Raw genomic sequence first — 25,074 nt, 5'->3', positions numbered from 1 at the left:
CCGAGCTACCAGTAATAAGTCAGCGAAGTGCTAATAGACGCATCGCGTCGATAGCCGTAGATGAACTCTTCGTCATCCCTGAGAGATGGCGCGAAAGCCTCGAGCCTTAGCCGTAAAGACTCGCCGAGTCTCCGGGTCAGCTCGGCCTTGAAAAGCTTGCTGCCATAAATACGATCCACGGCGACCGTGGCTAGCAAATAGGTGTCGGCGAAATCGTTAAGCGTGTAGCGGAGCCCAATCACGACATCGTCTTCAAGCACGTTGACCGACCGCTTACCAATGCCGTCCCGGTTGTATTCGAGAATCAGCCCAAGGTCGCCGCTGCCCTCCAGGAAAGCACCGATGGTGTGCTCAATCCCCACCGTCACCGCCGCGTAATTGCGCTTATCCAGCACGAGGTCGAGCTGGTTCCAGCGATAAATGCCCTCCAGCTTGTAAAGGGTCTCGTCGGTGACGTACTGGGCATCGACCCCCAGCTGGGTGACCGCACCGTAGACCGGGGCGAACCAGGGCTCGCCATCCTTGAGAATCGGTGTGAACGACGGGTCCCTGGACAATCCGTGGAATGCGCTCAATCCCATCTCCACGTCCTCAAGCGAAGGCTCCCAGCGCAACGCCATACCCGGATACCATTGCTCAGCGCCCGTCCGGTACTGCGCGCGCTCGCCATCAATTCCTGGCTGCGTCCGCAGCCGGCCATGGCGCCCGGCATAGGTGGCCTTCCGCGAATACGGCAGGTAGTAACCCTCGAACACGCCGCCTGATGCGACATGTCTTAGGCGCAGCATGGGTTGGCCAAGCTTCTCGTCGGTGAATACTCCTTCAACCCCGTCGCGCTGGTTCACCACGTCCACCAGGTTCTGGGACTCCGTCTTTCCCCAGAACACACTGTCGACGCCAACCGTCACCGCCGTCCCTTCCCATCGACGTTCCAGCTTGAATTCGCGCACATCCCAGTGAGTACGACGGCTGTCAATGAAGTCTTTGCGGTAGAACAATTTGGACGCGAAGACACTGTCCTGCGACGTTGAGGTGGCCTTGAGCTCGGGCTGAAGCGAATAGCTGGAGTGAACATTCGCGTCCTGTGGCGAAGGTGCGTCCCGCGTGAACAAGCGCACCTGCGCCTCCAGCCCACCGCGGAATTCGGTGTCCCAGTTCGCCTGGGTCGTCCCTCCGAGCAGCGAGAGGGTCAGGCACCCTGCCTGTCCCATCGATCGAAAGGAGGGCATCACTTCAGCCTGTTCAGCGCCGAGCTATCGAAATCCGACGCTTTGAGGCCTACGCCGAACTCGTAGCCCGACATCTGTAAATCCGTCGACTTGCCAGTCTGATGGTTGACCATCTTCTGGAAATGGGGACGCCAGATACCGTTCTGGTTGCGGTAGTCAGACAGGTCCAGGGTCTTGAGCAGCTCCTGCTTGCGGTCGAAGAACTCCACGCGCAGGGGTTGCTTGTTCTCCACATCGAAATACGCGACCTGGCGGCTGTAGCCCGAATGGGTATCACGGGGAAAGCGCGTTACCACGTCCACTGGTCGACCACCGATGCTATCCCTACGGACAAATTCGTAGCGGTACTTCTCCAACTCTTGGGAGGTGAAGTCCTCGAAGGCGAACTCCGAGCCCACGAAGGGGCCAGACTTGTTGCTGGTTGAGATCCGTTTGACCCGTTTGATCGCCGGCAGGTAGAGCCACTGGTCATCCGCCTCTTGGACATGAGGGTGGCTGAGCAGGGCCGTATCGCGCACGTCGGCCGGTGACAGGAACACCACCAGGGTCTTGTCGCCGGTGTCAGTGCCGTCCTTCTCCAAGGTGCTAAGCAGAAGATCGCGGGACACCTCTTGGCCGACGGCGTTGCGCAGCACCATGCGGACTTTCACTCGGCTATCACGAAAGCCCGCATCGCTGATGTCGTAGGCCCTAGCGATGGCATGACCCTCCTGCTCCGCGTCGGCAGCCTGGAGCAGCGGTGCTGTGCTCAGGCAGAGAGCTGACAGAGTGCCGAAGAAGAAGTGCTTAAGCATGCTCGATGACCTCGTTAACGGTGGACTGCCGCCACTGCAGGCTGAGCAGCGGGGTGACGAAGAAGAAGGTGGATACCAGCGAAAGGCCGATGGCCAGGAAGGTCAGCAATCCCATGTCGACGTTCAGTTTGAAAGTGGAGAACAGCAGGGAGAAAAAGCCCAGCATCAGGATCGCGGTGTTGGCCAGGACCGCCGGCGCAACGCCGGCAAAGGCGTACTTCGCCGCCTCCGGATTGTCGAACCCGTACTCGGCCTTGGCTCGGGTGTACTTGCTGAGGAAATGCACCGTGTCGTCAACAATGATGCCGATGGAGATCGACGCCACCGCTGCAATGGAAAATCCTACGGAGCCCTCTACCAGCCCCCATACGCCGAAGGCCGCAAGGATTGGCAAGGTGGTGGCTATCAGGCAGACCACGCCCAGCAGGACACTCCGGAGCAGCAGCGCACAGACCACGGAAATGGCCAGAACTGCCAGGACGGTGCTTTCCGCGAGGCTGTCCAGGTTGCGCTTGGCGATCATCGACACCATCACAGTGGCGCCGGTGGCTTCAGTCTCCATGCCGGCGCCTTTCGCCCGCAGCCAGGCCTCGGCCTGCTCGATGAAGGCGCGAGACTGCTCGGTGGTCACGTCCCCAAGCATTACTGTCACGCGGGAAGCGGTCTTGTCGATGTTGATGCGATCGTTCAGATCCAGGCCGTAGGGCAGCGACATCTCGTAGAGCAACAGGTATTGAGCGGCGGCAGCTCCATCGGTTGGCAGACGGTACTCTTCGGGCCGATCGGCGTTCATGTTTCGGTTCAGCCGCTTCAACACATCACTGATGGCGAATACGTGCCGCACATGCGGCTGCTGCCGGAGGTAATCGACGAACTCCTGCAAGTTGGCCAGGTAAGCCGGATCGCTGATGCCTGCCGTGGAGTTCGCCGGGATGGAAAACTCCACAGGAGAAAGACCGAAGCGCTGCATGATCCGGTCGGACTCCTGACGGAAGGTGTTGCCCTCGTTAACGTACTTGAACCAGTCATCGCTCAGACGCAACAGCGATACGCAACTGGCGAGGACAAGCAGGGTGACCAGCACCAGGCCACCGATCTTGCGGCGGTGCTCCACCACCGGTTCCGCCATAGCCTGTAGCAGCCGTACCGAACGCCCCCCGACCGAGCTGGCGTTCAACCCTAGCAGACGCATCATCGCCGGCAGCATCGTCATGGATAGCCCCCATGCGGCCGCGATGCCGACCGCGGTAATACTACCCAGGTGCTGCAGCGGTGGAGACTCCGACGAGTTCACCGCGAGGAACCCCAGCAGCGTGGAGGCAGCGGTAAGGCTGATGGCCAGGAAGTTCTCCACCAGCGCCTTGCGAATCGCCTCTTCGAGGGCCAGGCCCTGGGAGAGGTTCATCTTGGCCGCCAGCAGGAGGTGGTTGGCATTCGCCACCGCGATGGTGGCGACGATGACCGGGGCGGAGAAGGAAATGGGCGACATCTCGATACCCGCGTATCCCGCGTAGCCCATGGCCATGGCCGACGAGCACAGGACCATGACCATGATCATGCAGGCCTGCATCACCGAGCGGTTCATTGCCCACATGGCGAGAAACAGCACAAGGTACATGGCAGGGGTCAGGTAGAGCAGGTCATGCATCCCTGCCTCGGCGAATGCATTGTTAAGCATCGATGTACCCGACAGAAGTATCTCCACATCGGGGTAACGCTCGTTGAGATCCGCCACCAACTGCCTGGCGGCCTCGGCGGCGCGGGGTACCTCCTGCAACGAAGCCTCTGGATACTTGAGCGAGACATTGACCGCAGTGGCGTCGGCGTTTTCGCTGAGCAGAAGCCCCCGCAGGAGGGGCTCGTGCATGGCGATATCCCGCAGCCGCTCAAGATCGTACTTCGCGAGTTTCGCCGGATCGCCAACCAGGTCCGCGACCTTAAGGTCGTCGTCCACGGCAACGCTGTGCTGGAAATTGGTCAGCGAATCAACGCGAGTCGCATAGGGAAGTTTCCAGGCTTGCGCCGTAAGCTCCCGAACCAGTTCCAGGGAACGAGGCGCAAAGACGTTCCCATCCCGCGGGATGAGTACGAAGAAGAAGTTGTCAGCCTTGGTGTAGGTGGCCTGAAACTTCTCGAAGCCCAGTACCTCCGGGTTGTGTTTGGAGAAATAGATCTTGTAGTTGGTCGCCACACTGATCCTGGCCGCACCGGCGGCAACCGCCAACGTCAACATCAGGCATGCCAGCAGAGCAAGTAGTGGCTTTTTCTGGACGACATCTGCCCAGGCCGCGATCCATCGATCAGCCCGTGTCACAGTTTTTATGAGGTTTCCCTGGTAGTTACGGAGCCATTCCGTCCGATTCAGGCGAGTCTGCCGAGCATCGACCGAACGACCTGGCGGTGAAAAGGCTCGATCAAACGCACGTACCCCTTGCCCAGACGGGTCCTGGGAACGACAGCAGTCGCAACCTGGATCAACTGCCCCGCCGGCCCACCCCCCAGGCACACCGCCACCGAGACAACGAAGTGCCGGTCCTCCAGACGAAGCACCAACTCTTCGGCCCTCACCGAGACCACCCGGAAGAAGTCGAGCTGACTACCCGCCTCGAGCCCAGCAAGACATTCCGAGTCGATGGCGAAGCCCTTGGTTGGGGTCATGCCGAACGCACGGCAGAGGAAATCCCGTACCACCATCAGCCGGTTGATCCAGCCCGGCATACGACTGCGCATTTCCTGGTAGGCCTGCAGGGCATCGGTGTATCGCATCGCCGGAACCAGCAAGGCGTAGCAATCCGCGTAATAGGCCGTCCGGCAAAGCGCTTCAAGGGAGCTCCCCACAAGCGGTCGGCAACGCTTCGGCCGGTCACGAACCATGGAAGTACAGGGCTCGATGGTCATGAGATCAGCGCAATGTTCATTGCCTCGGCGTCGAGCAGCAGCTTCTCGTAAACGACGCTCGGGGGCTCACACACATTGGTGACGTGGGCCAGCATGTCCTTTACCGACTGCTCCAGTTGCTCGCCCGTCGCAAAGACCGACTGGTAGAAGACAAAGGGCGTCACCAACCGAGCCTGGACGTAACAAGCGGTCTGCTGGAACGGCCGCAGGAGTTCGTCCAGGGTGAAGTTGTTGAATCCGGTTGCCCGGTACCCGTCCTCGGGAGCCCCGACGGAAATGCACAGCATCAGCTCCTTGCCCTTGAGCTTGTCACCGCCCCGCGCATAGGCGAATCCGGGAGTGAAGACGTCGTCGATCCACTTCTTCAAGATCGCCGGACAGGAGTACCAGAACAGCGGGAACTGCAGAATGATGCGGTCCGCCTCCACAAGGTCCGCCTGTTCCCGGACGATATCGAATGCATAGTCCGGATAAAGTTCACTCAGATCCTTCACCTTGAAACCGGACTGTCGGGATAGGGCTTGTTTCCAACAGGCGTTGACCCGAGAGCGGGCGAGGTCAGGATGCGCGACGATCACCAAAGTTTTCATGTTCTACCTTTCGTGTGTATCGGAGGTTATTGCAACGTCATGCAACAGGCAGCCAGGGCACCGCTGTCTCTGACCTTTGGCGGGGCGATCAGCTCGAAGCGAATGCCGCCACGCTTCAGCAGACGGCCGACTGAGACGGGGGAAACCGAAACGAGCTGGCTCACACCGAACGACCTGGCGTAATCCATAACTCCCTTGAGCAGGTCGACGGCAAAGTCATCGCGAAGCTGCCGTCCTTTGTTCCCGGGCACGCGGATGTCGATGGCAGCGAAGCGGGAAAGCTCCCAGATATCGTTGCGACAGGGTGCACTCTGACCATCGAGCAGCTCCGGGAAGACCTCGCTCAGCAAATACGGCTGAGTGGTCGGCAGCAGGCGTGCGCAGCCTACGATGGTGCCGTCCTCGCATTCAGCCAACACATAGTGGGTATCATCGTGATCGAACTGGTCACATTCGAACTCCGGAGGGGCCTGCAGCTTCCAGCCCAGCTGCCGGACAAACACGTCATAGCGATATTTCCCCATCCGTCGCTGGTAAGACGCGGGAAGCTCCCTCAATCGTCCTGCCACATATTCCATCGCCCAACTCCCTGACTTTATGGTCACGAAATTAGAGTGGATGTGCCAAACAACGCGCTACTGCGAACCTTGACAGGTGACAACGACACCAGCAGAGAGTATCTATTGCGCCCTCACCCCCAGAGCAAGCCCATCAGGGAGGCCTTTACTGCCGCAGATATCTTGCTCTGGCAATCCAGTTTCTGAAGACAGGACTGAATATGGAAGTTAACTGTGCGCTCGCTAATATTCAGGATGATTGATACATCGGCAGCAGTCTTCCCATCTGCTGTCCACTTCAGGACTTCCTTCTCTCGCTGGGAAAGATGAACGAAACACTCAGCTCCGGTGTCCTGGCCTAACTCTCGGACTCGCTCCATGCCCAGATGAGTAATATTGCCCAGCCACGAAAGTTTCGCCTGCTTGCTCCGCAATTCCACAATGGTTATGGGTTCGCTAGGGCGGGCGAAGGTGACAAGACTCTGTTGGCCACGCGACAAGATTGATTGCCCCCATCCCTCCACCAGCCCATGAGCACCGGCATCTTCCCAGAACGACGGAACTCTCGCCTTGAGTTCTGCGTCCCAAATCACCGGAAAGGCGCTTGAAAGCGCTTTTTTCACATAGGGGTCGATATTTAGATAGCCGTTGGCTACATAGGCTGCTTGCCAAGATAATGGATAATTATTTATGACAAAAGGCCGTTCTCGGCTCAAGGGAAACAACTGCCGCGAACCATAAGCTACATAGGCAAACCCCAAACCATGAGCAACTCGAATCACCTGATCTAAGAACACATTGACGTCTGAGGCAAACATGGCAGTTTGCAATAAATCGGATTGCCAGTGATGCATGGAGAATCCCTTCTCTCGTTGAAACGACTCTGTCCGGTGAAAGCATTATGACGCACCACCCGTTACTGGGTTTCGGCCATCCTTTGCGGAGATGCCCACTGGATTCAGGGCGGTGACACTACAGGGTCAACCCAGCCGGGGACTAGCGCGAACGATCCACCAATAGCTGAGATACAGTCGACTTGTGCCCGAGGAAATGATGTAACCATGACCCAGCCGGGACGCAATAAGACTGCTCTGAATTTGTCACTTGGCGAGAGCGCAGTACGCTTTCCCCCCAAAACGCGCGTCAACTCACGCCCAACACCAACTGACTGCTGTACGCGATTGAAGGGACAGCTGAGCACGACCTGGGGCTCTGATTAACTGCCGCGCACGATCTCGAAGAAGGTCTCGATGATCCGCCGCGAACCCTGCTCGCGCAGGCACACCAGGGTCTCGGTCATGTGTTGCTGGCAGTCGCGGATCGGCAGCACATGGACGTTGGCGCTGGCGCCGACTTCCGCCGCCGACACCAGGCCGACGCCGAGGCCCGCGGCGACCATCTCGAAGGTCGCCTCGCGGCCTTCCACCTCGATGGCCGGGCGGATGGCGATGCCGGCGCGGGCCATCTCTTCTTCAAGAATCTGCCGGGTCATCGAGCCACGCTCACGCAGCACCATCGGCATATCCTCCAGGTCGGCGAGGACGATCGAATCGCGCGCGGCCCAGGGGTGGGAATGGGCGACGAAGGCCACCAGCGGGGAACTGCTGAGCACCTGGGTGATCAGCCCCTCATCCTCCACCGCCCGCCCCAGCAGGGCAAAGTCCGCCTTGTATTCCCGCAACCGGCGCAGGCACTCGTCGCTGTTGCCGGTGACCAGCCGCACAGTGATGCCCGGATAGCGCTCGCAGAAGCGCGCGATATGGCCCAGCAGGTGCACCGGCGAATCCACCGCCAGGGTCAGGCTGCCGGTTTCCAGCGCCCGCTCGCTGGAGAGCAGCTCCTGCACCTCCGCCTCTGCGGTGAACAGGCGCTGGGTGATCGCCAGCAGGCGCTCGCCCAGGTCGGTCAGCTGCACGGAACGCTTGTTGCGGTGGAACAGCAGGATGCCGAAACGCTCCTCCAATTTGCGCACCTGGTCGGAAACCGCTGGCTGGCTCAGGAAGAGCGCCTCGGCCGCGCGGGTGAAGTTGCCGTGTACGGCCACAGCATGGAAGGCCTTGAGCTGTGCCTGGGAAACCGCCATCTGCTTGCCCTCAATAAATAAGCTCAACTTATATTTGAAATACTATAAATCGATTTTATTTATTTTTGAGGAATTGGTTTTATCTCTCCATCGCAACGCGCCCTCACCAGAACAACGCTGGAGACGACCATGACCAAAGCCGAATTCCCCACCAACGCCCAACCGCTGGCATCCCCCGCCCTCGGCGAGCCCTACCTGCTGACTCCCGGCCCGCTCACCACGTCCAAAGCCACCAAGGAAGCCATGCTGCGCGACTGGGGCTCGTGGGATGGCGCCTTCAACCTGGTGACCGCCGAAGTGCGCCAGGAACTGCTCTCCATGGCCGGCGTGCAGGACGACAGTTTCGCCTGCGTCCCCCTGCAAGGCAGCGGCAGTTTCTCGGTGGAAGCCGCCCTGGCCACCGCCATCCCCCGCGATGGCAAGTGCCTGATCCTGATGAACGGCGCCTACGGCCAGCGCGCTGCCAAGACCCTGGACTATCTGGGCCGCGCCTACATCACCCTGGACAAGGGTGACTACCTGCCACCGCAACCGGATGAAGTGGACGCCCTGCTGAAGGCCAACCCGGACGTCACCAACGTCTTCTTGGTCCACTGTGAAACCAGCTCCGGCATCCTCAACCCGCTGCGTGCGGTCGCCGATGTGGTGAAGGCCCACGGCAAGAGCCTGATCGTCGACGCCATGAGCTCCTTCGGTGCGGTGCCGTTGACCGTGAATGAAGTCGCCTTCGACGTGCTGGTGTCTTCCGCCAACAAATGCATCGAGGGCATCCCCGGCTTCGGCTTCGTGATCATCCGTCGCTCGGTGCTGGAAGCCGCCAAGGGCCGCGCCCACTCCCTGGCCCTGGATATCTACGAGCAGTGGCTCTACATGGAGCGCACCGGCCAGTGGCGCTTCACCCCGCCGACCCACAGCGTGGTGGCCTTCCGCGCCGCACTGGAACAGCACGCCGCGGAAGGTGGCGTGCCAGGGCGCCTGGCGCGCTACAGCCGCAACCGCGACGTACTGGTAGCCGGCATGCGTGAAATCGGCTTCAAGACGCTACTGGAAGACCAGTGGCTGTCGCCGATCATCACCACCTTCTTCAGCCCGGAGCACCCGAACTTCGAGTTCAAGCGCTTCTACGAAGAACTGAAGGCCCGCAGCTTCGTCATCTACCCGGGCAAGCTGACCGTGGCCGAGAGCTTCCGCATTGGCTGCATCGGGCAAATCGACGAACACATCGTGCGCCAGCTGCTGCGCGCTATCGCCGACTCCCTTGAGGCCATGGGCGTGGACATGAAGCAAACGGTCGCCTGAGTCGACAGGTAGACCCATTCAAGGTCACCCATCGTCCTGAGACGGTTCCCGCTGCGGGTAGCGGGGCTGTGGTGCGGTGACCTTTTTCTGAAACATCGCTGTAGTAAACCAGCCGCTCGGCAGCGCCGGGCAGGAGCCAAAGTTAGCGCCGAATTTCATCAACCCGCCTGACGCCACGACCGCTGCCATCTGACCAAGGCCGTGCGTTAAGACAGCCCAGCAGTACTGAAAACAACAACAACCTCCCTATTTGCACTGTCCGGCATACCCACACGGGGTCAGAACCATGAACAACAACGCAGGTGCCTTCGAAAGCGGCTGGAAGTCCCTCCAGCGCTGGCGTGTCCAGATCTTCCTCATCACCTGGCTGGCTTACGCCGCCTTCTACTTCACCCGCAAAGCCTTCTCCGTCGCCAAGCTCGGCATTGGCGAAGACCCAAGCTTCGAACTCGACAAGGCCGCGATGGCCAACCTCGACGCCCTCTACCTGGCCGCCTACGCCGTGGGCCAATTCACCTGGGGCATCTTCGCCGACCGCTTCGGCCCCCGCGTGGTGGTACTCGGCGGTCTGGTCGTCTCGGCCCTGGCCGCTGTAGTGATGGGCACCTTCGCGACCCTGCCGATCTTCGCCACCTGCATGCTGGTCCAGGGCCTGGCCCAATCCACCGGCTGGTCGGGGCTGTGCAAGAACATCGGCAGTTTCTACGCCACCCAGGAGCGGGGTCGCGTGCTGGGTTACTGGAGCACCTGCTACGCCTTCGGCGGCCTGGTGGCCACGCCCTTCGCCGGTTGGTGGGCCTACGACGTGTTCCACGACTGGCGCATGGCATTCCTCTCCAGTGCGCTGGTGGTCGGCGTTGTCGCCGTGCTGTTCTTCCTCCTGCAGCGCAACCGGCCGGAAGACGTCGGTCACGCCCCGGTTGAAGTGGAACCCACCAGCAGCAGCCCTCGCGAAAGCCACTGGAATGCCCTGCGCAAGGTGATGAAGAACCGCACCGTGCTGGTCCTGGGCCTGGCTTACTTCCTGCTCAAGCCCGCGCGCTACGCCATCCTCCTGTGGGGCCCGGTGATCGTCTACGAACGCATGCCGTCGATTGGCAAGGTGGCCTCGGCGATCGTCCCTACCGCCTTCGAACTGGCCGGCCTGGTGGGCCCGATCCTGATCGGCATCGCCTCGGACAAACTCTTCGGCGCCCGCCGCATGCCAGCCTGCGTGTTCAGCCTGATCGCCCTCACCGTCTGCCTGGCGCTCTTCGTCCCGGCCATGCAGAGCGGCAGCCTGTACCTGGTGGTGGGCCTGCTGTTCATGATGGGCATGACCCTCTACGGACCGGACTCAATGATCAGCAGCTCCGCCGCCATCGACTTCGGCACCCAGGAAGCCGCCGGCACTGCGGCGGGCTTCGTCAACGGCTGCGGTTCGATCGGCGCGATTCTCGGCGGCCTGCTGCCGGGCTACTTCGACACCACCACCGTGTTCGTCGTGTTCACCGCTGCGGCACTGCTGGCCAGCCTGATGCTGGTGCCCTTCTGGAACAGCCGCCCGCAAACCCTGAAAGCGCCGGAAAGCTTCCCGGCCACCGGTCAACCGGCCCTGGCCGGGGCCAAGACCTGAATTCCCTTAGCCAACCTGCAATCCGCTGGAGTCATCACCATGCATTACAAGCAACCCACCCAACTCAAAGCCGCGATCCTCGACTGGGCCGGTACCGTCGTCGACTTCGGCTCCTTCGCGCCGACCCAGATCTTCGTCGAGGCCTTCGCCGAGTTCGGCGTCGCCGTCTCCCTGGAAGAAGCCCGCGGCCCGATGGGCATGGGCAAGTGGGACCACATCCGCACCCTGTGCGACATTCCGGCCATCGGCGAACGCTACCGCGCCGCCTTCGGCCGCCTGCCCACGGACGACGACGTCACCGCCATCTACGAACGCTTCATGCCGCTACAGATCGAGAAGATCGCCCTGCACTCGGCACTGATCCCCGGTGCCCTCGATGCCATCGCCACCCTGCGTGAGAAGGGCCTGAAGATCGGCTCCTGCTCCGGCTACCCGGCCGTGGTCATGAGCAAGGTGGTGGAGCTGGCGCGCCAGAACGGCTACGTCGCCGACCATGTGGTCGCCACCGACGAAGTGCCCAACGGCCGCCCGCACCCGGCCCAGGCCCTGGCCAACGTGATTGCCCTGGGCATCGACGACGTCGCCGCCTGCGTGAAGGTGGACGACACCTGGCCGGGTATCCTCGAAGGCCGCAGCGCCGGCATGTGGACCGTGGCCCTGACCTGCTCGGGCAACGCCCTCGGCCTGACCTACGAACAGTTCAAGGCCCTGCCAGCGGACAAGCTGGACCAGGAACGCGCCCGCATCGGCCAGATGTTCGAAGGCTCCCGTCCGCACTACCTGATCGACACCATCGCCGACCTGCCGGCCGTGATCGACGACATCAACAAACGCCTGGCCCGCGGCGAGATGCCCCAGGCCAACTGAGTGGAAGCGGGGTCAGCCGTCGGCCCCTCCCCCGGCGGGCAAGGATGCCTGCACCTCTTGTGAAAAAGCCCGGTCCTCGCAAGAGGGCCGGGCTTTTCAATCATCGGGTGGCGACTGGGCTGTAGGGGTGAATTCATTCGCCAAGGGATGCGCAGCATCCCCTGCAAGTCCGAAGGCCGCCCCTACGGTCCGGTTGGCGATTGAAATCACCCCCCACAATGGAACAACCCCCATCCCGCTACCCCCGCGTTGCGATGGCGTGGTTGCGCAGCTTGCGATACAGGGTATTGCGGCTGATGCCCAGCAGCTCGGCGGTGCGGGTCATGTGCCAGCGCTGGCTGTCCAGCGCGCTGAGCAGCGCCGTGCGTTCCGCGTCGTCCAGAGGGCTGGCGAGGGGTTCGGGCGATGGGGAGGCGGGCACTCCGCGCAGCACGTCTCGGGGCAGGTCGCCCTGGCGAATGATGCCGTCCTCGCACAGCGCAGCCAGGGTGCGCAGGACGTTGCGCATCTGCCGCACGTTGCCCGGCCAGTGGTAGTCGAGCAAGGTCTGACGTGCGTCCTCAGTGAGCGCGACGCGCGTGCCGCGCGCCTCTTCCGCCAGCAGGTAATGCAGCAGTTCCGGCTTGTCGCTGCGTTCACGCAGGGGCGGCAGGTCGAGAACCAGGCCGTTGAGGCGATAGAACAGGTCCTCGCGGAAACCACCACTCTGCACCCGTGCCTCCAGCTCGCGGTGGGTGGCGCTGATGATGCGCACGTCCACGGCCTGGGGCTCGCCGCCGATGGGCACCACCAGGCGCTCTTCCAACACCCGCAGCAGACGGGTCTGCAGGGCCAGCGGCATGTCGCCGATCTCGTCGAGGAACAGGGTGCCGCCATCGGCCTGCTGCAGCTTGCCGCGCATGCCTTCCTTGCGCGCGCCGGTGAAGCTGCCGCCGCGATAGCCGAACAGTTCGCTCTCGATCAGGGTTTCCGGGATGGCCGCGCAATTCAGCGCGACGAAGGGTCGCTCGGCACGGGAGCTGGCCTGGTGCAAGGCACGGGCGAAGGCCTCCTTGCCGGAGCCGGTTTCGCCATTGATCAGCAGCGGCACATCGCGCTCGTACACACGCAATGCACGGCGGAAGTCGTTCTGCAGCGCCGCGTCGCCCAGGCAGATGCCCGGCCGCGCCGGCTTCGGCAGCTCCAGCGGAACGGGTTGCGGAACGCTGCGCGGCTGGCCGCGCAAGGCGGCAAACAGGGCACGGCCATTGCGTGTACGCAGCGGCCAACTGGTGGCCGGCTGCGGTGTGGCGCGGCCGAGCAGGTCGTCGAGACGGCAATCGAAGAAGGCTTCCACCGGTTGGCCGATCAGGCGCTCGCGCGGGGAGCCCAGCAGGTTGATCGCGCTCTGGTTCACCGCGCTGATGCGCCCTTCCCCGTCGAAGGCCAGCAGGCCTTCGCTGAACAGGCCGATGTACTCGGCCTGCAAATGGAAGCGCAGCAACCATTCGCCTTCGAAACGGCGCAGGAAGTAGCAACTCTCGATCATCTTCGCCGAGAGGTTGACCAGCGCCATGGTGTGGAACTGGCTCTGCCGCGAGACATCGTGTCGCGCGGATGACACATCGAGCACCGCCATCAGGTCGCCCTGGGGGTCGAACACCGGGCTGGCGGAACAGGTAAGGCCGGTATGGCGGCTGCGGAAATGCTCGTCCTGGTGGATGGTCAGCGCCTGGCGTTCCACTACGCAGGTGCCGATGCCGTTGGTGCCTTCGCTGGCTTCACTCCAGTCGGCGCCGAGCCAGAGTCCGGCGCGCTCGAAGCTGGGCCGTTCGGCATGGGCGGTGACGCAGTTGAGGATCACCCCGCGGGCATCGGTGAGCAGCACCGCATGGCCGGCACCGGAGAGCTGCCGGTAGAGGTTGTTCATCTCACCATTGGCCACCTCCAGCACCTGCTGCATGCGCTCGCGGCACTCCAGCATGCGCCCGTGCTCAAGCACCGTGGGCGCGACCGGCTGCGCCGGGTCGAGGTGGTAGTCCTCCAGGCAACGCAGCCAGGAACGAGCGATCGAGGGGTCGGCGGCCGGCCCGCTGGCCTGCGCCTTCCCCTGTGCCAGGGTCATCACCTGTTGGGCGTGACGACTGAGAGGATTCTGCATTGTTGTTCTTCTCCAGTGCGGGCTTCCCGGGAGGCAGCCCTGGCCGTGTAACGGCACCCGCGTCGACGCAGCATCCTCCAGCGTAGAAGCCATTGCAATGGCCCCCTGACCCGCTGGTCACCTGCTGTGCCAGATGCGTGACAAAGTGTCACTCTCAGTTGTACCGGGCCTGCCACATCCGCCCCCTTGCGCCTGTACAGACCCACACACGAACCGCTCTGTAACGGCATTTCCAGCACTCTGGCCCAGCCCTTGCTCCAGTAGAGACAAACGCCAACCGCGTCTTAGCCACTACAACAAGAGACAGGAGAAACACCATGCGTTACGCCCAACCCGGTACCCCCGGCGCTGTCGTTTCCTTCAAGTCCCGCTACGGCAACTTCATCGGTGGCGAGTTCGTCGCCCCGGTCAAAGGCCAGTACTTCACCAATACCTCGCCTGTGAATGGCCAGCCGATCGCCGAATTCCCTCGCTCCACTGCCGAAGACATCGAAAAAGCCCTGGACGCCGCCCACGCTGCCGCCGATGCCTGGGGTCGCACGTCAGTGCAGGACCGCTCGAACGTCCTGTTGAAGATCGCCGACCGCATCGAGCAGAACCTGGAAGTCCTGGCCGTGACCGAGACCTGGGACAATGGCAAGCCGGTCCGTGAAACCCTGAACGCCGACATCCCGCTCGCCGTCGACCACTTCCGCTACTTCGCGGGCTGCATCCGCGCCCAGGAAGGCGGCGCCGCCGAGATCAACGAAAACACCGTTGCCTATCACATCCACGAGCCGCTGGGCGTGGTCGGGCAGATCATCCCGTGGAACTTCCCGCTGCTGATGGCCGCCTGGAAGCTGGCCCCGGCGCTGGCCGCCGGCAACTGCGTGGTGCTCAAGCCCGCCGAGCAGACGCCGCTGGGCATTTCCGTGCTGATGGAGCTCATCGGCGACCTGCTGCCAGCCGGCGTGCTCAACGTGGTGCAAGGCTTCGGCAAGGAAGCGGGCGAAGCCCTGGCCACCAGCAAGCGCATCGCCAAGATCGCCTTCACCGGCTCCACCCCGGTGGGCTCGCACATCCTCAAATGCGCGGCGGAGAACATCATTCCGTCCACCGTGGAGCTGGGCGGCAAGAGCCCGAACATCTACTTCGAAGACATCATGCAGGCCGAACCGGCCTTCATCGAGAAGGCGGCCGAAGGCCTGGTGCTGGCCTTCTTCAACCAGGGCGAAGTCTGCACCTGCCCATCCCGCGCACTGGTGCAGGAATCCATCTACCCGGCGTTCATGGCCGAGGTGATGAAGAAGGTCAACGCCATCAAGCGCGGCGACCCGCTGGACACCGACACCATGGTCGGCGCCCAAGCGTCCCAGCAACAGTTCGAGAAGATCCTCTCCTACCTCGACATCGCCCAGCAGGAGGGCGCGGAAATACTCACCGGCGGCTCCGTGGAGAAGCTGGAAGGCAACCTGTCCACCGGCTACTACATCCAGCCGACGCTGCTGAAAGGCAACAACAAGATGCGTGTGTTCCAGGAAGAAATCTTCGGCCCGGTGGTGGGTGTCACCACCTTCAAGGACGAAGCCGAAGCCCTGGCGATTGCCAACGACACCGAGTTCGGCCTGGGCGCCGGTCTCTGGACCCGCGACATCAACCGCGCCTACCGCATGGGTCGCGGCATCAAGGCCGGCCGTGTATGGACCAACTGCTACCACCTGTACCCGGCCCACGCCGCGTTCGGTGGCTACAAGAAGTCCGGCGTCGGCCGTGAAACCCACAAGATGATGCTCGACCACTACCAGCAGACCAAGAACCTGCTGGTGAGCTACGACATCAACCCGCTGGGCTTCTTCTGATCCCCGGCACCCCATGAAAAAACGCGGCCTTGCCGCGTTTTTTCTTTCCCATCCCCGTAGTTCGCGTAGGGTGGGCTTCAGCCCACCATCGGAAATCAGCGTGGGCTGAAGCCCACCCTACACATTGTGCGTTTCCCCAACCCTCAGCGCTCATCCCCCCGCCACTGCCTTGGGCTCACACCGAACCAGCGTCGGAAGGCGCGGGAGAAGGCGCTCGTTTCGGAATAACCGAGCAAAGGCGCCAGCTCGGAGATCGGCCGCTGGCGTTGACGCAGGTAATGCAGCGCCAGCTCGCGGCGGGTCTGTTCCACCAGTTGGCTGAAGCTCAGCCCCTCTTCGCGCAGGCGCCGCTGCAAGCCCGCCGGGGTCAGCTCGAGGCGCTCGGCAATCTGCTCCAGGCTGGGCTCTCCCAGCGCCAGCGCCAGTCGAATCTGGGTACCTGCCTCCTCCAGCAAGTTCGGCCCCACGCCCTGCTCACCCAGCCTGCGGATCACATCCTGGAACAGGAACAGCAGGTTGGGATCGCGCTCGGGCATGAGCTTGCCCTGCACATCACCCTTGGGCACCAGCAGGAAGTTACAGGGCCGGCCGAACTGCACCGGCGCACCGAATGCCTGGCTGTGTTCCTGCCAGCCCTCCGGCCGGGCATGCTCGAAGGCCACGGCGCGCGGCGCCCAGTCGCGGCCCAGTGCATGGCGGACCAGGTTGAGCGCCATGCCCATGGTCAGCTCGGCATCCTGGCGGCGATCGAGAATCGCGCCGTGGCGCACCTGGTAATCGAAGCGATAACACTCGCCACAATCCACCAGGCGGATCAGGGTGCTGTGCTGGTGATAGGGGAAGGCGGCGGCGAAGTTCTTCAGCGCCTCTTCCAGGGTGTTCGAAAACAGCCCGACATAGCCCAGCAGCCCCAGGTCGCGGGGCTGGAACTGCTGGCCATAACGCAGCCCGAAGTTGTCGCAGCCGGACTGTCGCGCAGCCACTTCCAGCACCTGGCAGTAATTGGTCAGCGCCAGGCTGAGGGTCGGGTGCAACAGTTGCTCGGGGTCGATGCCGGCACGGCCGAAGATACGGTCCAGATCACCGCCCTGCCCGGTGATGAAGCGGTCGAGACCACTGGCGGCAGCCGAAAGCACGCCGACGTTGCTCGCGGCGGGTGCCTGCAGGCTGGCACTGGAAAACAGGGATGGATTCATCACGGTCCACCGATTCTTTTTTGAACGGACAAACAAGCAAAACCCATGCCCTTGCCATTACCCCAATGCAAGCCCTCCCAGGCGGCCTTCGCGAGCCATTTCCGGGCATCTGGCACCTGATCGCCCCGTGTCGGGGCACGGTTTCTGGGGCGATGGGTAACAGTGCTGCACGACTTGACCGCACAGGTGGCACACGGCCTTCCACGGTCAAGTCCTGGGCAGGGTCGCTGGATAAGATCGCGTCAGGTCATCCACCAACACCGCCCCCTGGGGCGAGGAGTCCCAATGAGCACAACACAACTAAAACCAACGCTCGGCACCTTGCACCTCTGGGGCATCGCCGTCGGCCTGGTGATCTCCGGTGAATACTTCGGCTGGAGCTATGGCTGGGGCGCGGCGGGCACCCTCGGGTTCCTGATCACCGCGCTGATGGTAGCCACCATGTACACCTGCTTCATCTTCAGCTTCACCGAGCTGACCACCGCCATTCCCCACGCGGGCGGTCCCTTCGCCTACAGCCGCCGCGCGTTCGGTGAGAAGGGGGGATTGATCGCCGGCATCGCCACACTGATCGAGTTCGTCTTCGCCCCACCGGCCATTGCCATGGCCATCGGCGCCTACCTCAACGTGCAGTACCCCGAGCTCGACCCGAAGCACGCAGCCGTTGGGGCGTACCTCATCTTCATGACCCTGAACATCCTCGGCGTCAGCATTGCCGCCACCTTCGAACTGGTGGTCACCGTACTGGCGGTAGCCGAGCTGCTGGTGTTCATGGGCGTCGTCGCACCGGGCTTCAGCTTCAGCAACTTCGTGGTCAATGGCTGGGCGGGCACCAATGAGTTCGGCAGCCACGCCATCTCGGGCATCTTCGCGGCCATTCCCTTCGCCATCTGGTTCTTCCTCGCCATCGAGGGCGCGGCCATGGCGGCGGAGGAAGCCAAGGACCCGAAACGCACCATCCCGCGCGCCTACATCGCCGGCATCCTGACCCTGGTGTTCCTCGCCATCGGCGTGATGATCATGGCCGGCGGCGTGGGCGACTGGCGCGAGCTGTCGAACATCAACGATCCGCTGCCGCAGGCCATGAAGGCGGTGGTAGGCAATGACTCCACCTGGATGCACATGCTGGTGTGGATCGGCCTGTTCGGCCTGGTGGCCAGCTTCCACGGCATCATCCTCGGCTACTCGCGGCAGTTCTTCGCGCTGGCCCGCGCCGGCTACCTGCCGCGTGGCCTGGCCAAGCTGTCGCGCTTCCAGACGCCTCATCGCGCCATCCTCGCTGGCGGCGTGATCGGCATCGCCGCTATCTACAGCGACGGCCTGGTAAACCTGCAGGGCATGACCCTGACCGCAGCGATGATCACCATGAGCGTGTTCGGCGCCATCGTCATGTACATCATCAGCATGCTCAGCCTGTTCAAACTGCGCAAAACCGAGCCGCACCTGGAGCGCACCTTCCGCGCCCCGGGCTACCCGGTGGTGCCCGCCATTGCCCTGGTACTGGCGGTGGTTTGCCTGTTGGCGATGGCCTGGTTCAATACGCTGATCGGCGGCATCTTTCTTGCCTTCATGATTGTCGGGTACATCTACTTCCAGCTCACCGCGCATCATCGCGCCAGCGCACCGGCCGATGCCCTGCTGAACGGTGCCTGAGGCCTTCCCACCCCACCGCCAGGCGGTGGGGTGTTCGTAGCCCGGATGAAATCCGGGAGCGTTGAATTCCCCGGACTGCATCCGGGCTAACCTGATCGCCGATCCACGTTCACCAGAAGGACGGAGGCACAGATGGCCAGTTTTTCCCACAGCGTCGGCGGCGAGACCTGGCGTTTCGACAGCCTAAAGGAGGTGATGGCCAAGGCCAGCCCGGCGCGCTCCGGCGACTACCTGGCCGGTGTCGCCGCCACCAGCGATGGCGAACGTGTCGCCGCGCAGATGGCCCTGGCGGATATCCCCCTCAAGCACTTCCTCGACGAGGCGCTGATTCCTTACGAGGAAGATGAAGTCACCCGCCTGATCATCGACAGTCACGACCGTGCAGCCTTCGACCCGGTCAGCCACCTGACCGTGGGCGGCTTCCGTGACTGGCTGCTCAGCGAACACGCCGACGAAGCCAGCCTGCGCGCCCTGGCCAAGGGCCTGACGCCGGAAATGGCCGCTGCCGTATCGAAGATCATGCGCGTGCAGGACCTGGTGCTGGTGGCGCAGAAAATCCGCGTCATCACCCGCTTCCGCAACACCATGGGCCTGCGCGGCCGGCTCTCCACCCGCCTGCAGCCCAACCATCCCACGGACGAGCCCGCCGGCATCGCCGCGAGCATCCTCGATGGCCTGCTCTACGGTAACGGGGATGCCATGCTCGGCATCAACCCGGCCACCGACAGCATTTCTTCGATCTGCGCCATGCTGGAAATGCTCGACGCCATCATCCAGCGCTACGAGATTCCCACCCAGGCCTGCGTGCTGACCCACGTCACCACCTCCATCGCCGCCATCGAGCGCGGCGTGCCGCTGGACCTGGTGTTCCAGTCCATTGCCGGCACTGAAGCGGCCAACGCCAGTTTCGGCATCAGCCTGGCAATCCTTCAGGAAGGTTACGAAGCCGGCCTGTCGCAGAAGCGCGGTACCCTGGGCAACAACCTGATGTATTTCGAGACCGGCCAGGGCAGCGCGCTCTCGGCCAACGCCCACCACGGTGTCGACCAGCAGACCTGCGAAACCCGCGCCTACGCCGTGGCCCGGCACTTCAATCCCTTCCTGGTGAATACGGTCGTCGGCTTCATCGGCCCGGAGTACCTCTACAACGGCAAGCAGATCATCCGCGCCGGCCTGGAAGACCACTTCTGCGCCAAGCTGCTCGGCGTGCCCATGGGCTGCGACATCTGCTACACCAACCATGCCGAAGCCGACCAGGACGACATGGATACCCTGCTGACCCTGCTGGGCGTGGCCGGCATCAACTTCATCATGGGCATCCCCGGCTCAGACGACGTGATGCTCAACTATCAGACCACCTCCTTCCATGACGCGCTTTACGCCCGCCAGAGCCTGGGCCTGAAGCCAGCGCCCGAGTTCGAGCTCTGGCTGGAGCGCATGGGTATCCTGGTGCAGAACGACGGCCGGGTCGTGCTCGGCGACCAACTTCCGCCGGCCTTCCGCCAGGCCATCGCACGACTGGCCTGAACCCGAGGAGAGACGGATGAAGACGCCACGCCCCACCTCCGGACACACCACCAACCCCTGGGAAGAACTGCGCCGCCTGACCCCGGCGCGCATCGCCCTGGGACGCGCCGGTATCAGCCTGCCCACCAACGCCCAGCTGAACTTCCAGTACGCCCACGCCCAGGCGCGGGACGCCGTGCACCTGCCGTTCGACCATGCAGGACTTGCCGGTTCACTGGCCGAACGCGGCCGCGAAACGCTCCTGCTGCACAGCGCCGCGGCGGACCGCGACACCTACCTGCAACGCCCGGACCTTGGCCGGCGCCTGGATGCCACCTCGCGGGAAACATTGCTGCAGCACGCCCAGGCCAATCCCGGAGGCTACGACCTGGCCGTGGTGGTGGCGGACGGCCTCTCCGCCCTGGCCGTACAACGCCACAGCCTGCCCTTCCTGGAGCGCATGGAGGAACAGACCTCGGCCGAAGGCTGGTCGCTCTCGCCCGTCGTCCTCGTGCAGCAGGGCCGCGTGGCAGTGGCCGATGAAGTGGGCGAACTGCTGGGGGCGAAGATGGTGGTGATCCTCATCGGCGAGCGCCCCGGTCTCAGCTCACCGGACAGCCTCGGCCTGTACTTCACCTGGGCACCACGGGTCGGCCTGACCGATGCCTACCGCAACTGCATCTCCAACGTGCGCCTGGAGGGCCTCAGCTACGGCATGGCCGCCCACCGCCTGCTCTACCTGATGCGCGAGGCCTGTCGCCGCCAGTTGTCCGGGGTGAACCTGAAGGACGAGGCCGAAGTACCCAGCCTTTCCGGCGAGCCGGACCGCACCCTGGCCGGCAACTTCCTGCTGGCCACCGACCACCACTGAGCCCGCGCTTCCCCGGGGGCGCGGATCTACCAGTCAAACGCTTGCTTGGATTGCGCTTTCCACAAATTCTGGTGCAGCATCGACATCCTTGGCTGGCACAGCATCTGCATCGCCAATCACGTCCATCCACAGATACCGAGGCCCATCATGCGCATCGTCCAAGCCACCCTGGAGCACCTGGACCTGCTTACTCCGCTGTTCGTGAAGTACCGTGAGTTCTATGGTGAACTGCCGTTCCCGGAGTCCTCGAGAAAGTTCCTGGAGAAACGCCTGAGCCGCAAGGAATCGGTGATCTATCTGGCCTTTCCGGATGACGACGACACTCGCCTGCTGGGCTTCTGCCAGCTCTACCCGAGCTTCTCTTCGCTGTCCCTGAAGCGTGTTTGGATCCTCAACGACATCTACGTCGCCGAAGACGCCCGCCGCCAACTGGTGGCCGACCGCCTGCTGCAGACCGCGAAGAAGATGGCGCGGGAAACCAACGCCGTGCGCATGCGCGTGTCCACCAGCGTGAGCAACGAGGTGGCGCACAAGGTGTACGAGTCCATCGGTTTTCACGAAGACACCGAGTTCAAGAGCTACATCCTGCCAATCAACAGCGACTGAACTGCTGTACGAGCCCGGCCAACGAGGCGGGCTCTTCCCCCCTAGCCCAGCCCCATCCAGAGCCCCAGCAATACCGGGAGCCCGACCAGCACCGCCAGCGCCACGCGTCGCGTTCGGTTGAACCGGGGCACCGGTTTGTGCCTGAGCGACTGATCCAGCAGACGTTCCAGGGCCAACTGGAACTCCGACAGCGCCTCGAAGCGTGCCCTTGGCTGCGGCGCCAGAGCCTTGGCCAGCACACCATCCCAACCGGCGGGAACCCCTCGCACGCGGCCCACCAGGGGCACATAGCGGCTGGCCTGTCCCCCTTCAGGCCGTGTCGCCTCGGGCCATTGTCCACTGAGCAACCAATAGACCAGCGCCGCCAGGGCGAACTGGTCTGCGCTACCGTCCAGGGCGCGACCATGGCGCAGCTCCGGTGCCAGAGGCACGGCTTGCGGCGGTACGGGCTGCCGGGTGACGCCAGGGAGGATGGCGGCGAACTCCGGCAACAACAGCAACCGGCCATGTTCATCCAGCAGTATTTGCCGGGGATTCAGCCAGAGCCCCAACATGCCGCGGCGCTGTAGCGAGCGAACCGCCTCGATCAGTTGCACCACAATGGCCAGGGTGGATTTCGCATCCAGGGGCGTGCGGCCCTCTCGCCTGCGCGCCAGACTCTGCGCGCCAGCCGGCGGCAGGGCGAACAGCAGGAAGGCATGCTGGCGCCCCTGACGCGGTGACAGCACCTGAGGCAAGGTCGCCACCGGGCTGCGACGCAGCACCCACTCGCGCTGCCAGAAGGCTTCGTCGGCATCTTCGTCGGCCAACCAGAGCAACGCCTCTCGACCTTCCTCTTCTGCGCGAAACAGACGTCCTGGCGGGCCATAGTCGCAGTGTGCGAGCAAAGTCCAGCCATCCACCTCCATCCCGGGCGCGGCAGTTTCCAATCGCGGCCACTGCGTGCTCGACGCCACGGGCGGCAGGCTGTGCGGCTCACCCGGCAGGACCAGGGCCGCAGCACCGGGGGCACTGAGAAGGGGCTCCAGGAGGTCACCCAGATGGCCGGGTTGCAAGCTGTTGCAGGCTTCCCTCAAGGCGCGCAGATCGGCAACGTCCAACAGCGGCTGGGGAGCCAGCAGCAGGGGCTGATTCGGCGTCAGCGGCAGACTGTGTTGAATCACCGCCAGCTCCGCCTGATCCCCCAAGGGGTTATCCCGCCCAACCAGGCCCTGAGTCAGATCGCCCCGAAAGTGCACCAGGCCGACCGCCCCTGCCTGCAGAAAGTGCGCCTCGCCGTCCTGCACCAGCAGCAGGCCGGCACTCAATTCCGGGACACGCTCACCGGCCTGGCGCCGACGAAACAGCTGGAGGTTGAGCGCCGCCAGCACCTGCCGTGCCGCCTGCGTCTCGCTCCACCCCTCGGGGGTGCACGCATAGTCGGCGAACAAAGCGTCGAGGTATTGGCCGAGCAACTGCACCACACTGGTGCACGAACGTCCCCAGAGCAGGGCCACCAGCAACAGCGGCGGACGCCCCTGGCGCCCAGCCACCCAGGTCGCACGGGCGCGGGCCGCCTGGTTGGGCAGGTCCAGACCGTGCCCCTGGGCCAGACTCACGGCGGGGTGTTCCAATAACTGCAATGGCATCGGCAGCATCCTGATCCGGGAAAACAATCGAAACAGTTGCAGCCTTTATGCCGTTCACCATTCGGCTATCAGCTCATCGTGGCCAAGGGACTTCCCCCTATAATGCGTCAATCACTGCCCCAACCCGCCGCAGTCCTTCACAAGGCGTCTCATGGATTTCAACCCGATCGACCTCATTCTCCACCTGGACCAATACCTCAACCTGCTGGTCACCAACTACGGAACCTGGATCTACGCCATCCTGTTCCTGGTCATCTTCTGTGAGACGGGCCTGGTGGTAATGCCCTTCCTGCCCGGCGACTCCCTGCTCTTCATCGCAGGCGCCGTGTGCGCCACCGGCGGCATGGACCCCTGGCTGCTCGGCGGCTTGCTGATGATCGCGGCGATCAGCGGCGACAGCACCAACTACCTGATCGGGCGCACCGCGGGAGAGCGGCTGTTCAGCAACCCGAACTCGAAGATCTTCCGCCGCGACTACCTGCAGCGCACCCATGATTTCTATGATCGCCATGGCGGCAAGACCGTGACCCTGGCGCGCTTCCTGCCCATCGTGCGGACCTTCGCGCCCTTCGTCGCCGGCGTGGGCCGCATGCCCTATCCGCGCTTCCTCGCCTTCAGCGTACTGGGCACCCTCCTCTGGGTGGGCGGCCTGGTGACCCTCGGCTTCTTCTTCGGCAACGTGCCCTTCATCAAACAGAACCTGTCGCTGATGATCGTCTTCATCATCGGCCTGTCCCTGCTGCCGATGCTGATCGGCTTCGCCCGGGGCCACTTTCGCCCCGCCGGCAAGAGCGCCAGGCAATCGAGCTGACCTCCGCACCATGTGGTCCTATCGCAGCTGGCGCCGTCGGCGCATCCTGAGCCGTAACCCGGTCGCCCCGCAGCAGTGGACAACCGTGCGCCAGCGCCTGCCGATCCTCGACGGCCTGGGCGATGCCGAAGACCAGCGCCTGCGCGAACGCAGCGTGCTCTTCCTGCACGAGAAACACATCAGCACCCTGCCCGGCGTGCAACTCTCCCACGAAGACCGCCTGACCCTCGCCGCCCTGGCCCAACTGCCCCTGCTGCACCTGCCGGACCTCGACTGGTACCAGGGCTTCCACGAACTGGTGCTCTACCCCGACGACTTCGTCAGTCCCCAGCGCCACCGCGACGCAGCTGGTGTTGAGCACGAATACGAGGACGAACGCAGCGGCGAATCCTGGCAGTTCGGCCCGGTCATCCTCGCCTGGCCCGGCGTACAGGCCAGCGGCGGCTGGGATGGCTACAACCTGGTGATCCACGAACTGGCGCACAAGCTCGACATGCTCAATGGCAGCCCCAACGGCCTGCCGCCACTGCACCGCGACATGCGTCAATCCGACTGGTCCCTGGCCATGCAGACCGCCTACGACGCACTGAACGCCCAACTCGACCGCGACCCCGACGCCGAAACGCCGATCGACCCCTATGCAGCCGAAGACCCGGCAGAATTCTTCGCCGTCGCCAGCGAGTACTTCTTCACCGCCCCAGACCTCCTCGACCAGGCCTTCCCGGCCGTCTACCGCCAGCTCCAGGCCTTCTACCGCCAGGACCCGCTGAGCCGCTTGAAACGGTTGCAAGACGGCCATCCGGACTATCGCGACGCGACCAATGGATAAGCAGAACGGCGTGGCATCGGCCTGGGAATATGCCTATAATCGCGCCCACTTTTTTGGCCCACCC

General features: G+C 63.4%; 21 protein-coding genes. 10 read left to right on the top strand and 11 right to left on the bottom strand.

What is annotated here, in order from left to right; translation table 11 throughout:
- Positions 1–5: 5 nt before the first annotated feature.
- From FFS60_RS01850 to FFS60_RS01815, 8 genes are all read right to left on the bottom strand, one after another.
- On the bottom strand, positions 6–1,229 hold the full coding sequence (locus tag FFS60_RS01850; protein WP_137820967.1) for a hypothetical protein: 1,224 nt from the start codon (positions 1,227–1,229) through the stop codon (positions 6–8).
- On the bottom strand, positions 1,229–2,023 hold the full coding sequence (locus FFS60_RS01845; RefSeq protein WP_137820966.1) for an outer membrane lipoprotein-sorting protein: 795 nt from the start codon (positions 2,021–2,023) through the stop codon (positions 1,229–1,231). The genes FFS60_RS01850 and FFS60_RS01845 overlap by 1 nt, the downstream gene beginning before the upstream one ends.
- Positions 2,016–4,256: an RND family transporter gene (locus FFS60_RS01840; protein WP_137820965.1), complete on the bottom strand. Its 2,241-nt coding sequence runs from the start codon at positions 4,254–4,256 to the stop codon at positions 2,016–2,018. The genes FFS60_RS01845 and FFS60_RS01840 overlap by 8 nt, the downstream gene beginning before the upstream one ends.
- Positions 4,257–4,384: 128 nt before the next feature.
- Complete coding sequence (locus FFS60_RS01835) at positions 4,385–4,897, bottom strand: DUF2867 domain-containing protein (RefSeq protein ID WP_256658030.1); 513 nt, start codon at positions 4,895–4,897, stop codon at positions 4,385–4,387.
- 20 nt (positions 4,898–4,917) lie between these two features.
- Positions 4,918–5,511: an NAD(P)H-dependent oxidoreductase gene (locus tag FFS60_RS01830; protein ID WP_137820963.1), complete on the bottom strand. Its 594-nt coding sequence runs from the start codon at positions 5,509–5,511 to the stop codon at positions 4,918–4,920.
- A 26-nt stretch (positions 5,512–5,537) separates the two neighbouring features.
- Positions 5,538–6,089 (bottom strand): acyl-homoserine-lactone synthase, encoded by a 552-nt coding sequence (locus FFS60_RS01825; protein ID WP_137820962.1) that lies wholly within the window; start codon positions 6,087–6,089, stop codon positions 5,538–5,540.
- Positions 6,090–6,202: 113 nt separating this feature from the next.
- Entirely contained in the window at positions 6,203–6,922 is a 720-nt protein-coding gene (locus FFS60_RS01820) for an autoinducer binding domain-containing protein (RefSeq protein ID WP_137820961.1), read from the bottom strand.
- Positions 6,923–7,284: 362 nt separating this feature from the next.
- On the bottom strand, positions 7,285–8,151 hold the full coding sequence (locus FFS60_RS01815) for a LysR substrate-binding domain-containing protein (RefSeq protein WP_137820960.1): 867 nt from the start codon (positions 8,149–8,151) through the stop codon (positions 7,285–7,287).
- Between the two features lie 129 nt (positions 8,152–8,280).
- On the opposite strand from FFS60_RS01815, the gene FFS60_RS01810 reads away from it, so the two are divergent.
- The 3 genes from FFS60_RS01810 to phnX all read left to right on the top strand — a co-directional run bounded on the left by FFS60_RS01810 (position 8,281) and on the right by phnX (position 11,932).
- The gene (locus FFS60_RS01810) at positions 8,281–9,450 is read left to right on the top strand and encodes a 2-aminoethylphosphonate--pyruvate transaminase (RefSeq protein WP_137820959.1); all 1,170 of its coding nucleotides are present in this window, start codon (positions 8,281–8,283) and stop codon (positions 9,448–9,450) included.
- Between the two features lie 286 nt (positions 9,451–9,736).
- Positions 9,737–11,065, top strand: a complete 1,329-nt coding sequence (locus tag FFS60_RS01805; RefSeq protein ID WP_137820958.1) for an MFS transporter — start codon at positions 9,737–9,739, stop codon at positions 11,063–11,065.
- Between the two features lie 39 nt (positions 11,066–11,104).
- Positions 11,105–11,932, top strand: coding sequence for a phosphonoacetaldehyde hydrolase (gene phnX / locus FFS60_RS01800; RefSeq protein ID WP_137820957.1), 828 nt, complete (start codon positions 11,105–11,107; stop codon positions 11,930–11,932).
- Positions 11,933–12,170: 238 nt separating this feature from the next.
- On the opposite strand, the gene FFS60_RS01795 is transcribed toward phnX, so the two are convergent.
- Entirely contained in the window at positions 12,171–14,072 is a 1,902-nt protein-coding gene (locus FFS60_RS01795; protein WP_137820956.1) for a sigma-54-dependent Fis family transcriptional regulator, read from the bottom strand.
- A 317-nt stretch (positions 14,073–14,389) separates the two neighbouring features.
- On the opposite strand from FFS60_RS01795, the gene FFS60_RS01790 reads away from it, so the two are divergent.
- Positions 14,390–15,910, top strand: a complete 1,521-nt coding sequence (locus FFS60_RS01790) for an aldehyde dehydrogenase family protein (protein WP_137820955.1) — start codon at positions 14,390–14,392, stop codon at positions 15,908–15,910.
- A 143-nt stretch (positions 15,911–16,053) separates the two neighbouring features.
- On the opposite strand, the gene FFS60_RS01785 is transcribed toward FFS60_RS01790, so the two are convergent.
- Entirely contained in the window at positions 16,054–17,106 is a 1,053-nt protein-coding gene (locus FFS60_RS01785; protein WP_137820954.1) for an AraC family transcriptional regulator, read from the bottom strand.
- Positions 17,107–17,391: 285 nt separating this feature from the next.
- Here FFS60_RS01785 and eat point away from each other — a divergent pair, with 285 nt between their 5' ends.
- The 4 genes from eat to FFS60_RS01765 all read left to right on the top strand — a co-directional run bounded on the left by eat (position 17,392) and on the right by FFS60_RS01765 (position 21,742).
- Complete coding sequence (gene eat / locus FFS60_RS01780; protein WP_137820953.1) at positions 17,392–18,759, top strand: ethanolamine permease; 1,368 nt, start codon at positions 17,392–17,394, stop codon at positions 18,757–18,759.
- A 132-nt stretch (positions 18,760–18,891) separates the two neighbouring features.
- Entirely contained in the window at positions 18,892–20,286 is a 1,395-nt protein-coding gene (locus tag FFS60_RS01775) for an ethanolamine ammonia-lyase subunit EutB (RefSeq protein ID WP_137820952.1), read from the top strand.
- Between the two features lie 16 nt (positions 20,287–20,302).
- The gene (gene eutC / locus FFS60_RS01770) at positions 20,303–21,136 is read left to right on the top strand and encodes an ethanolamine ammonia-lyase subunit EutC (protein ID WP_137820951.1); all 834 of its coding nucleotides are present in this window, start codon (positions 20,303–20,305) and stop codon (positions 21,134–21,136) included.
- A 147-nt stretch (positions 21,137–21,283) separates the two neighbouring features.
- Positions 21,284–21,742, top strand: coding sequence for an N-acetyltransferase (locus tag FFS60_RS01765; RefSeq protein WP_137820950.1), 459 nt, complete (start codon positions 21,284–21,286; stop codon positions 21,740–21,742).
- A gap of 41 nt (positions 21,743–21,783) precedes the next feature.
- Here the strand turns inward: FFS60_RS01765 and FFS60_RS01760 are convergent, their stop codons facing one another.
- Positions 21,784–23,370 carry a protein kinase gene (locus FFS60_RS01760; RefSeq protein ID WP_137820949.1) on the bottom strand — a complete coding sequence of 529 codons (1,587 nt, stop codon included), beginning with the start codon at positions 23,368–23,370 and terminating at the stop codon, positions 21,784–21,786.
- 151 nt (positions 23,371–23,521) lie between these two features.
- Here FFS60_RS01760 and FFS60_RS01755 point away from each other — a divergent pair, with 151 nt between their 5' ends.
- Entirely contained in the window at positions 23,522–24,181 is a 660-nt protein-coding gene (locus FFS60_RS01755) for a DedA family protein (protein ID WP_137820948.1), read from the top strand.
- Between the two features lie 10 nt (positions 24,182–24,191).
- A complete protein-coding gene (locus FFS60_RS01750) occupies positions 24,192–25,010 on the top strand; it encodes a zinc-dependent peptidase (RefSeq protein WP_137820947.1) in 819 nt (272 codons plus the stop codon).
- Positions 25,011–25,074: the final 64 nt, after the last annotated feature.

Origin of the sequence: Pseudomonas sp. D(2018), from assembly GCF_005502555.1 — a bacterium.
Lineage (GTDB): Bacteria > Pseudomonadota > Gammaproteobacteria > Pseudomonadales > Pseudomonadaceae > Metapseudomonas > Metapseudomonas resinovorans.
Note: the sequence above shows the minus strand (reverse complement) of the source record. Positions and strands in the feature narration are given on the sequence as shown.

Excerpts from the sequence above, each read along its gene's own strand:
- FFS60_RS01765 (WP_137820950.1), top strand. The coding sequence starts at position 21,284 with ATGCGCATCGTCCAAGCCACCCTGGAGCACCTGGACCTGCTTACTCCG.
- FFS60_RS01830 (WP_137820963.1), bottom strand. The coding sequence starts at position 5,511 with ATGAAAACTTTGGTGATCGTCGCGCATCCTGACCTCGCCCGCTCTCGG.
- FFS60_RS01825 (WP_137820962.1), bottom strand. The coding sequence starts at position 6,089 with ATGGAATATGTGGCAGGACGATTGAGGGAGCTTCCCGCGTCTTACCAG.
- FFS60_RS01795 (WP_137820956.1), bottom strand. The coding sequence starts at position 14,072 with ATGCAGAATCCTCTCAGTCGTCACGCCCAACAGGTGATGACCCTGGCA.
- FFS60_RS01750 (WP_137820947.1), top strand. The coding sequence starts at position 24,192 with ATGTGGTCCTATCGCAGCTGGCGCCGTCGGCGCATCCTGAGCCGTAAC.
- eutC (WP_137820951.1), top strand. The coding sequence starts at position 20,303 with ATGAAGACGCCACGCCCCACCTCCGGACACACCACCAACCCCTGGGAA.
- FFS60_RS01760 (WP_137820949.1), bottom strand. The coding sequence starts at position 23,370 with ATGCCATTGCAGTTATTGGAACACCCCGCCGTGAGTCTGGCCCAGGGG.
- eat (WP_137820953.1), top strand. The coding sequence starts at position 17,392 with ATGAGCACAACACAACTAAAACCAACGCTCGGCACCTTGCACCTCTGG.
- FFS60_RS01840 (WP_137820965.1), bottom strand. The coding sequence starts at position 4,256 with ATGTTGACGTTGGCGGTTGCCGCCGGTGCGGCCAGGATCAGTGTGGCG.
- FFS60_RS01810 (WP_137820959.1), top strand. The coding sequence starts at position 8,281 with ATGACCAAAGCCGAATTCCCCACCAACGCCCAACCGCTGGCATCCCCC.
- FFS60_RS01820 (WP_137820961.1), bottom strand. The coding sequence starts at position 6,922 with ATGCATCACTGGCAATCCGATTTATTGCAAACTGCCATGTTTGCCTCA.
- FFS60_RS01790 (WP_137820955.1), top strand. The coding sequence starts at position 14,390 with ATGCGTTACGCCCAACCCGGTACCCCCGGCGCTGTCGTTTCCTTCAAG.
- FFS60_RS01850 (WP_137820967.1), bottom strand. The coding sequence starts at position 1,229 with ATGCCCTCCTTTCGATCGATGGGACAGGCAGGGTGCCTGACCCTCTCG.
- phnX (WP_137820957.1), top strand. The coding sequence starts at position 11,105 with ATGCATTACAAGCAACCCACCCAACTCAAAGCCGCGATCCTCGACTGG.
- FFS60_RS01845 (WP_137820966.1), bottom strand. The coding sequence starts at position 2,023 with ATGCTTAAGCACTTCTTCTTCGGCACTCTGTCAGCTCTCTGCCTGAGC.
- FFS60_RS01835 (WP_256658030.1), bottom strand. The coding sequence starts at position 4,897 with ATGGTTCGTGACCGGCCGAAGCGTTGCCGACCGCTTGTGGGGAGCTCC.
- FFS60_RS01775 (WP_137820952.1), top strand. The coding sequence starts at position 18,892 with ATGGCCAGTTTTTCCCACAGCGTCGGCGGCGAGACCTGGCGTTTCGAC.
- FFS60_RS01785 (WP_137820954.1), bottom strand. The coding sequence starts at position 17,106 with ATGAATCCATCCCTGTTTTCCAGTGCCAGCCTGCAGGCACCCGCCGCG.
- FFS60_RS01805 (WP_137820958.1), top strand. The coding sequence starts at position 9,737 with ATGAACAACAACGCAGGTGCCTTCGAAAGCGGCTGGAAGTCCCTCCAG.
- FFS60_RS01755 (WP_137820948.1), top strand. The coding sequence starts at position 23,522 with ATGGATTTCAACCCGATCGACCTCATTCTCCACCTGGACCAATACCTC.
- FFS60_RS01815 (WP_137820960.1), bottom strand. The coding sequence starts at position 8,151 with ATGGCGGTTTCCCAGGCACAGCTCAAGGCCTTCCATGCTGTGGCCGTA.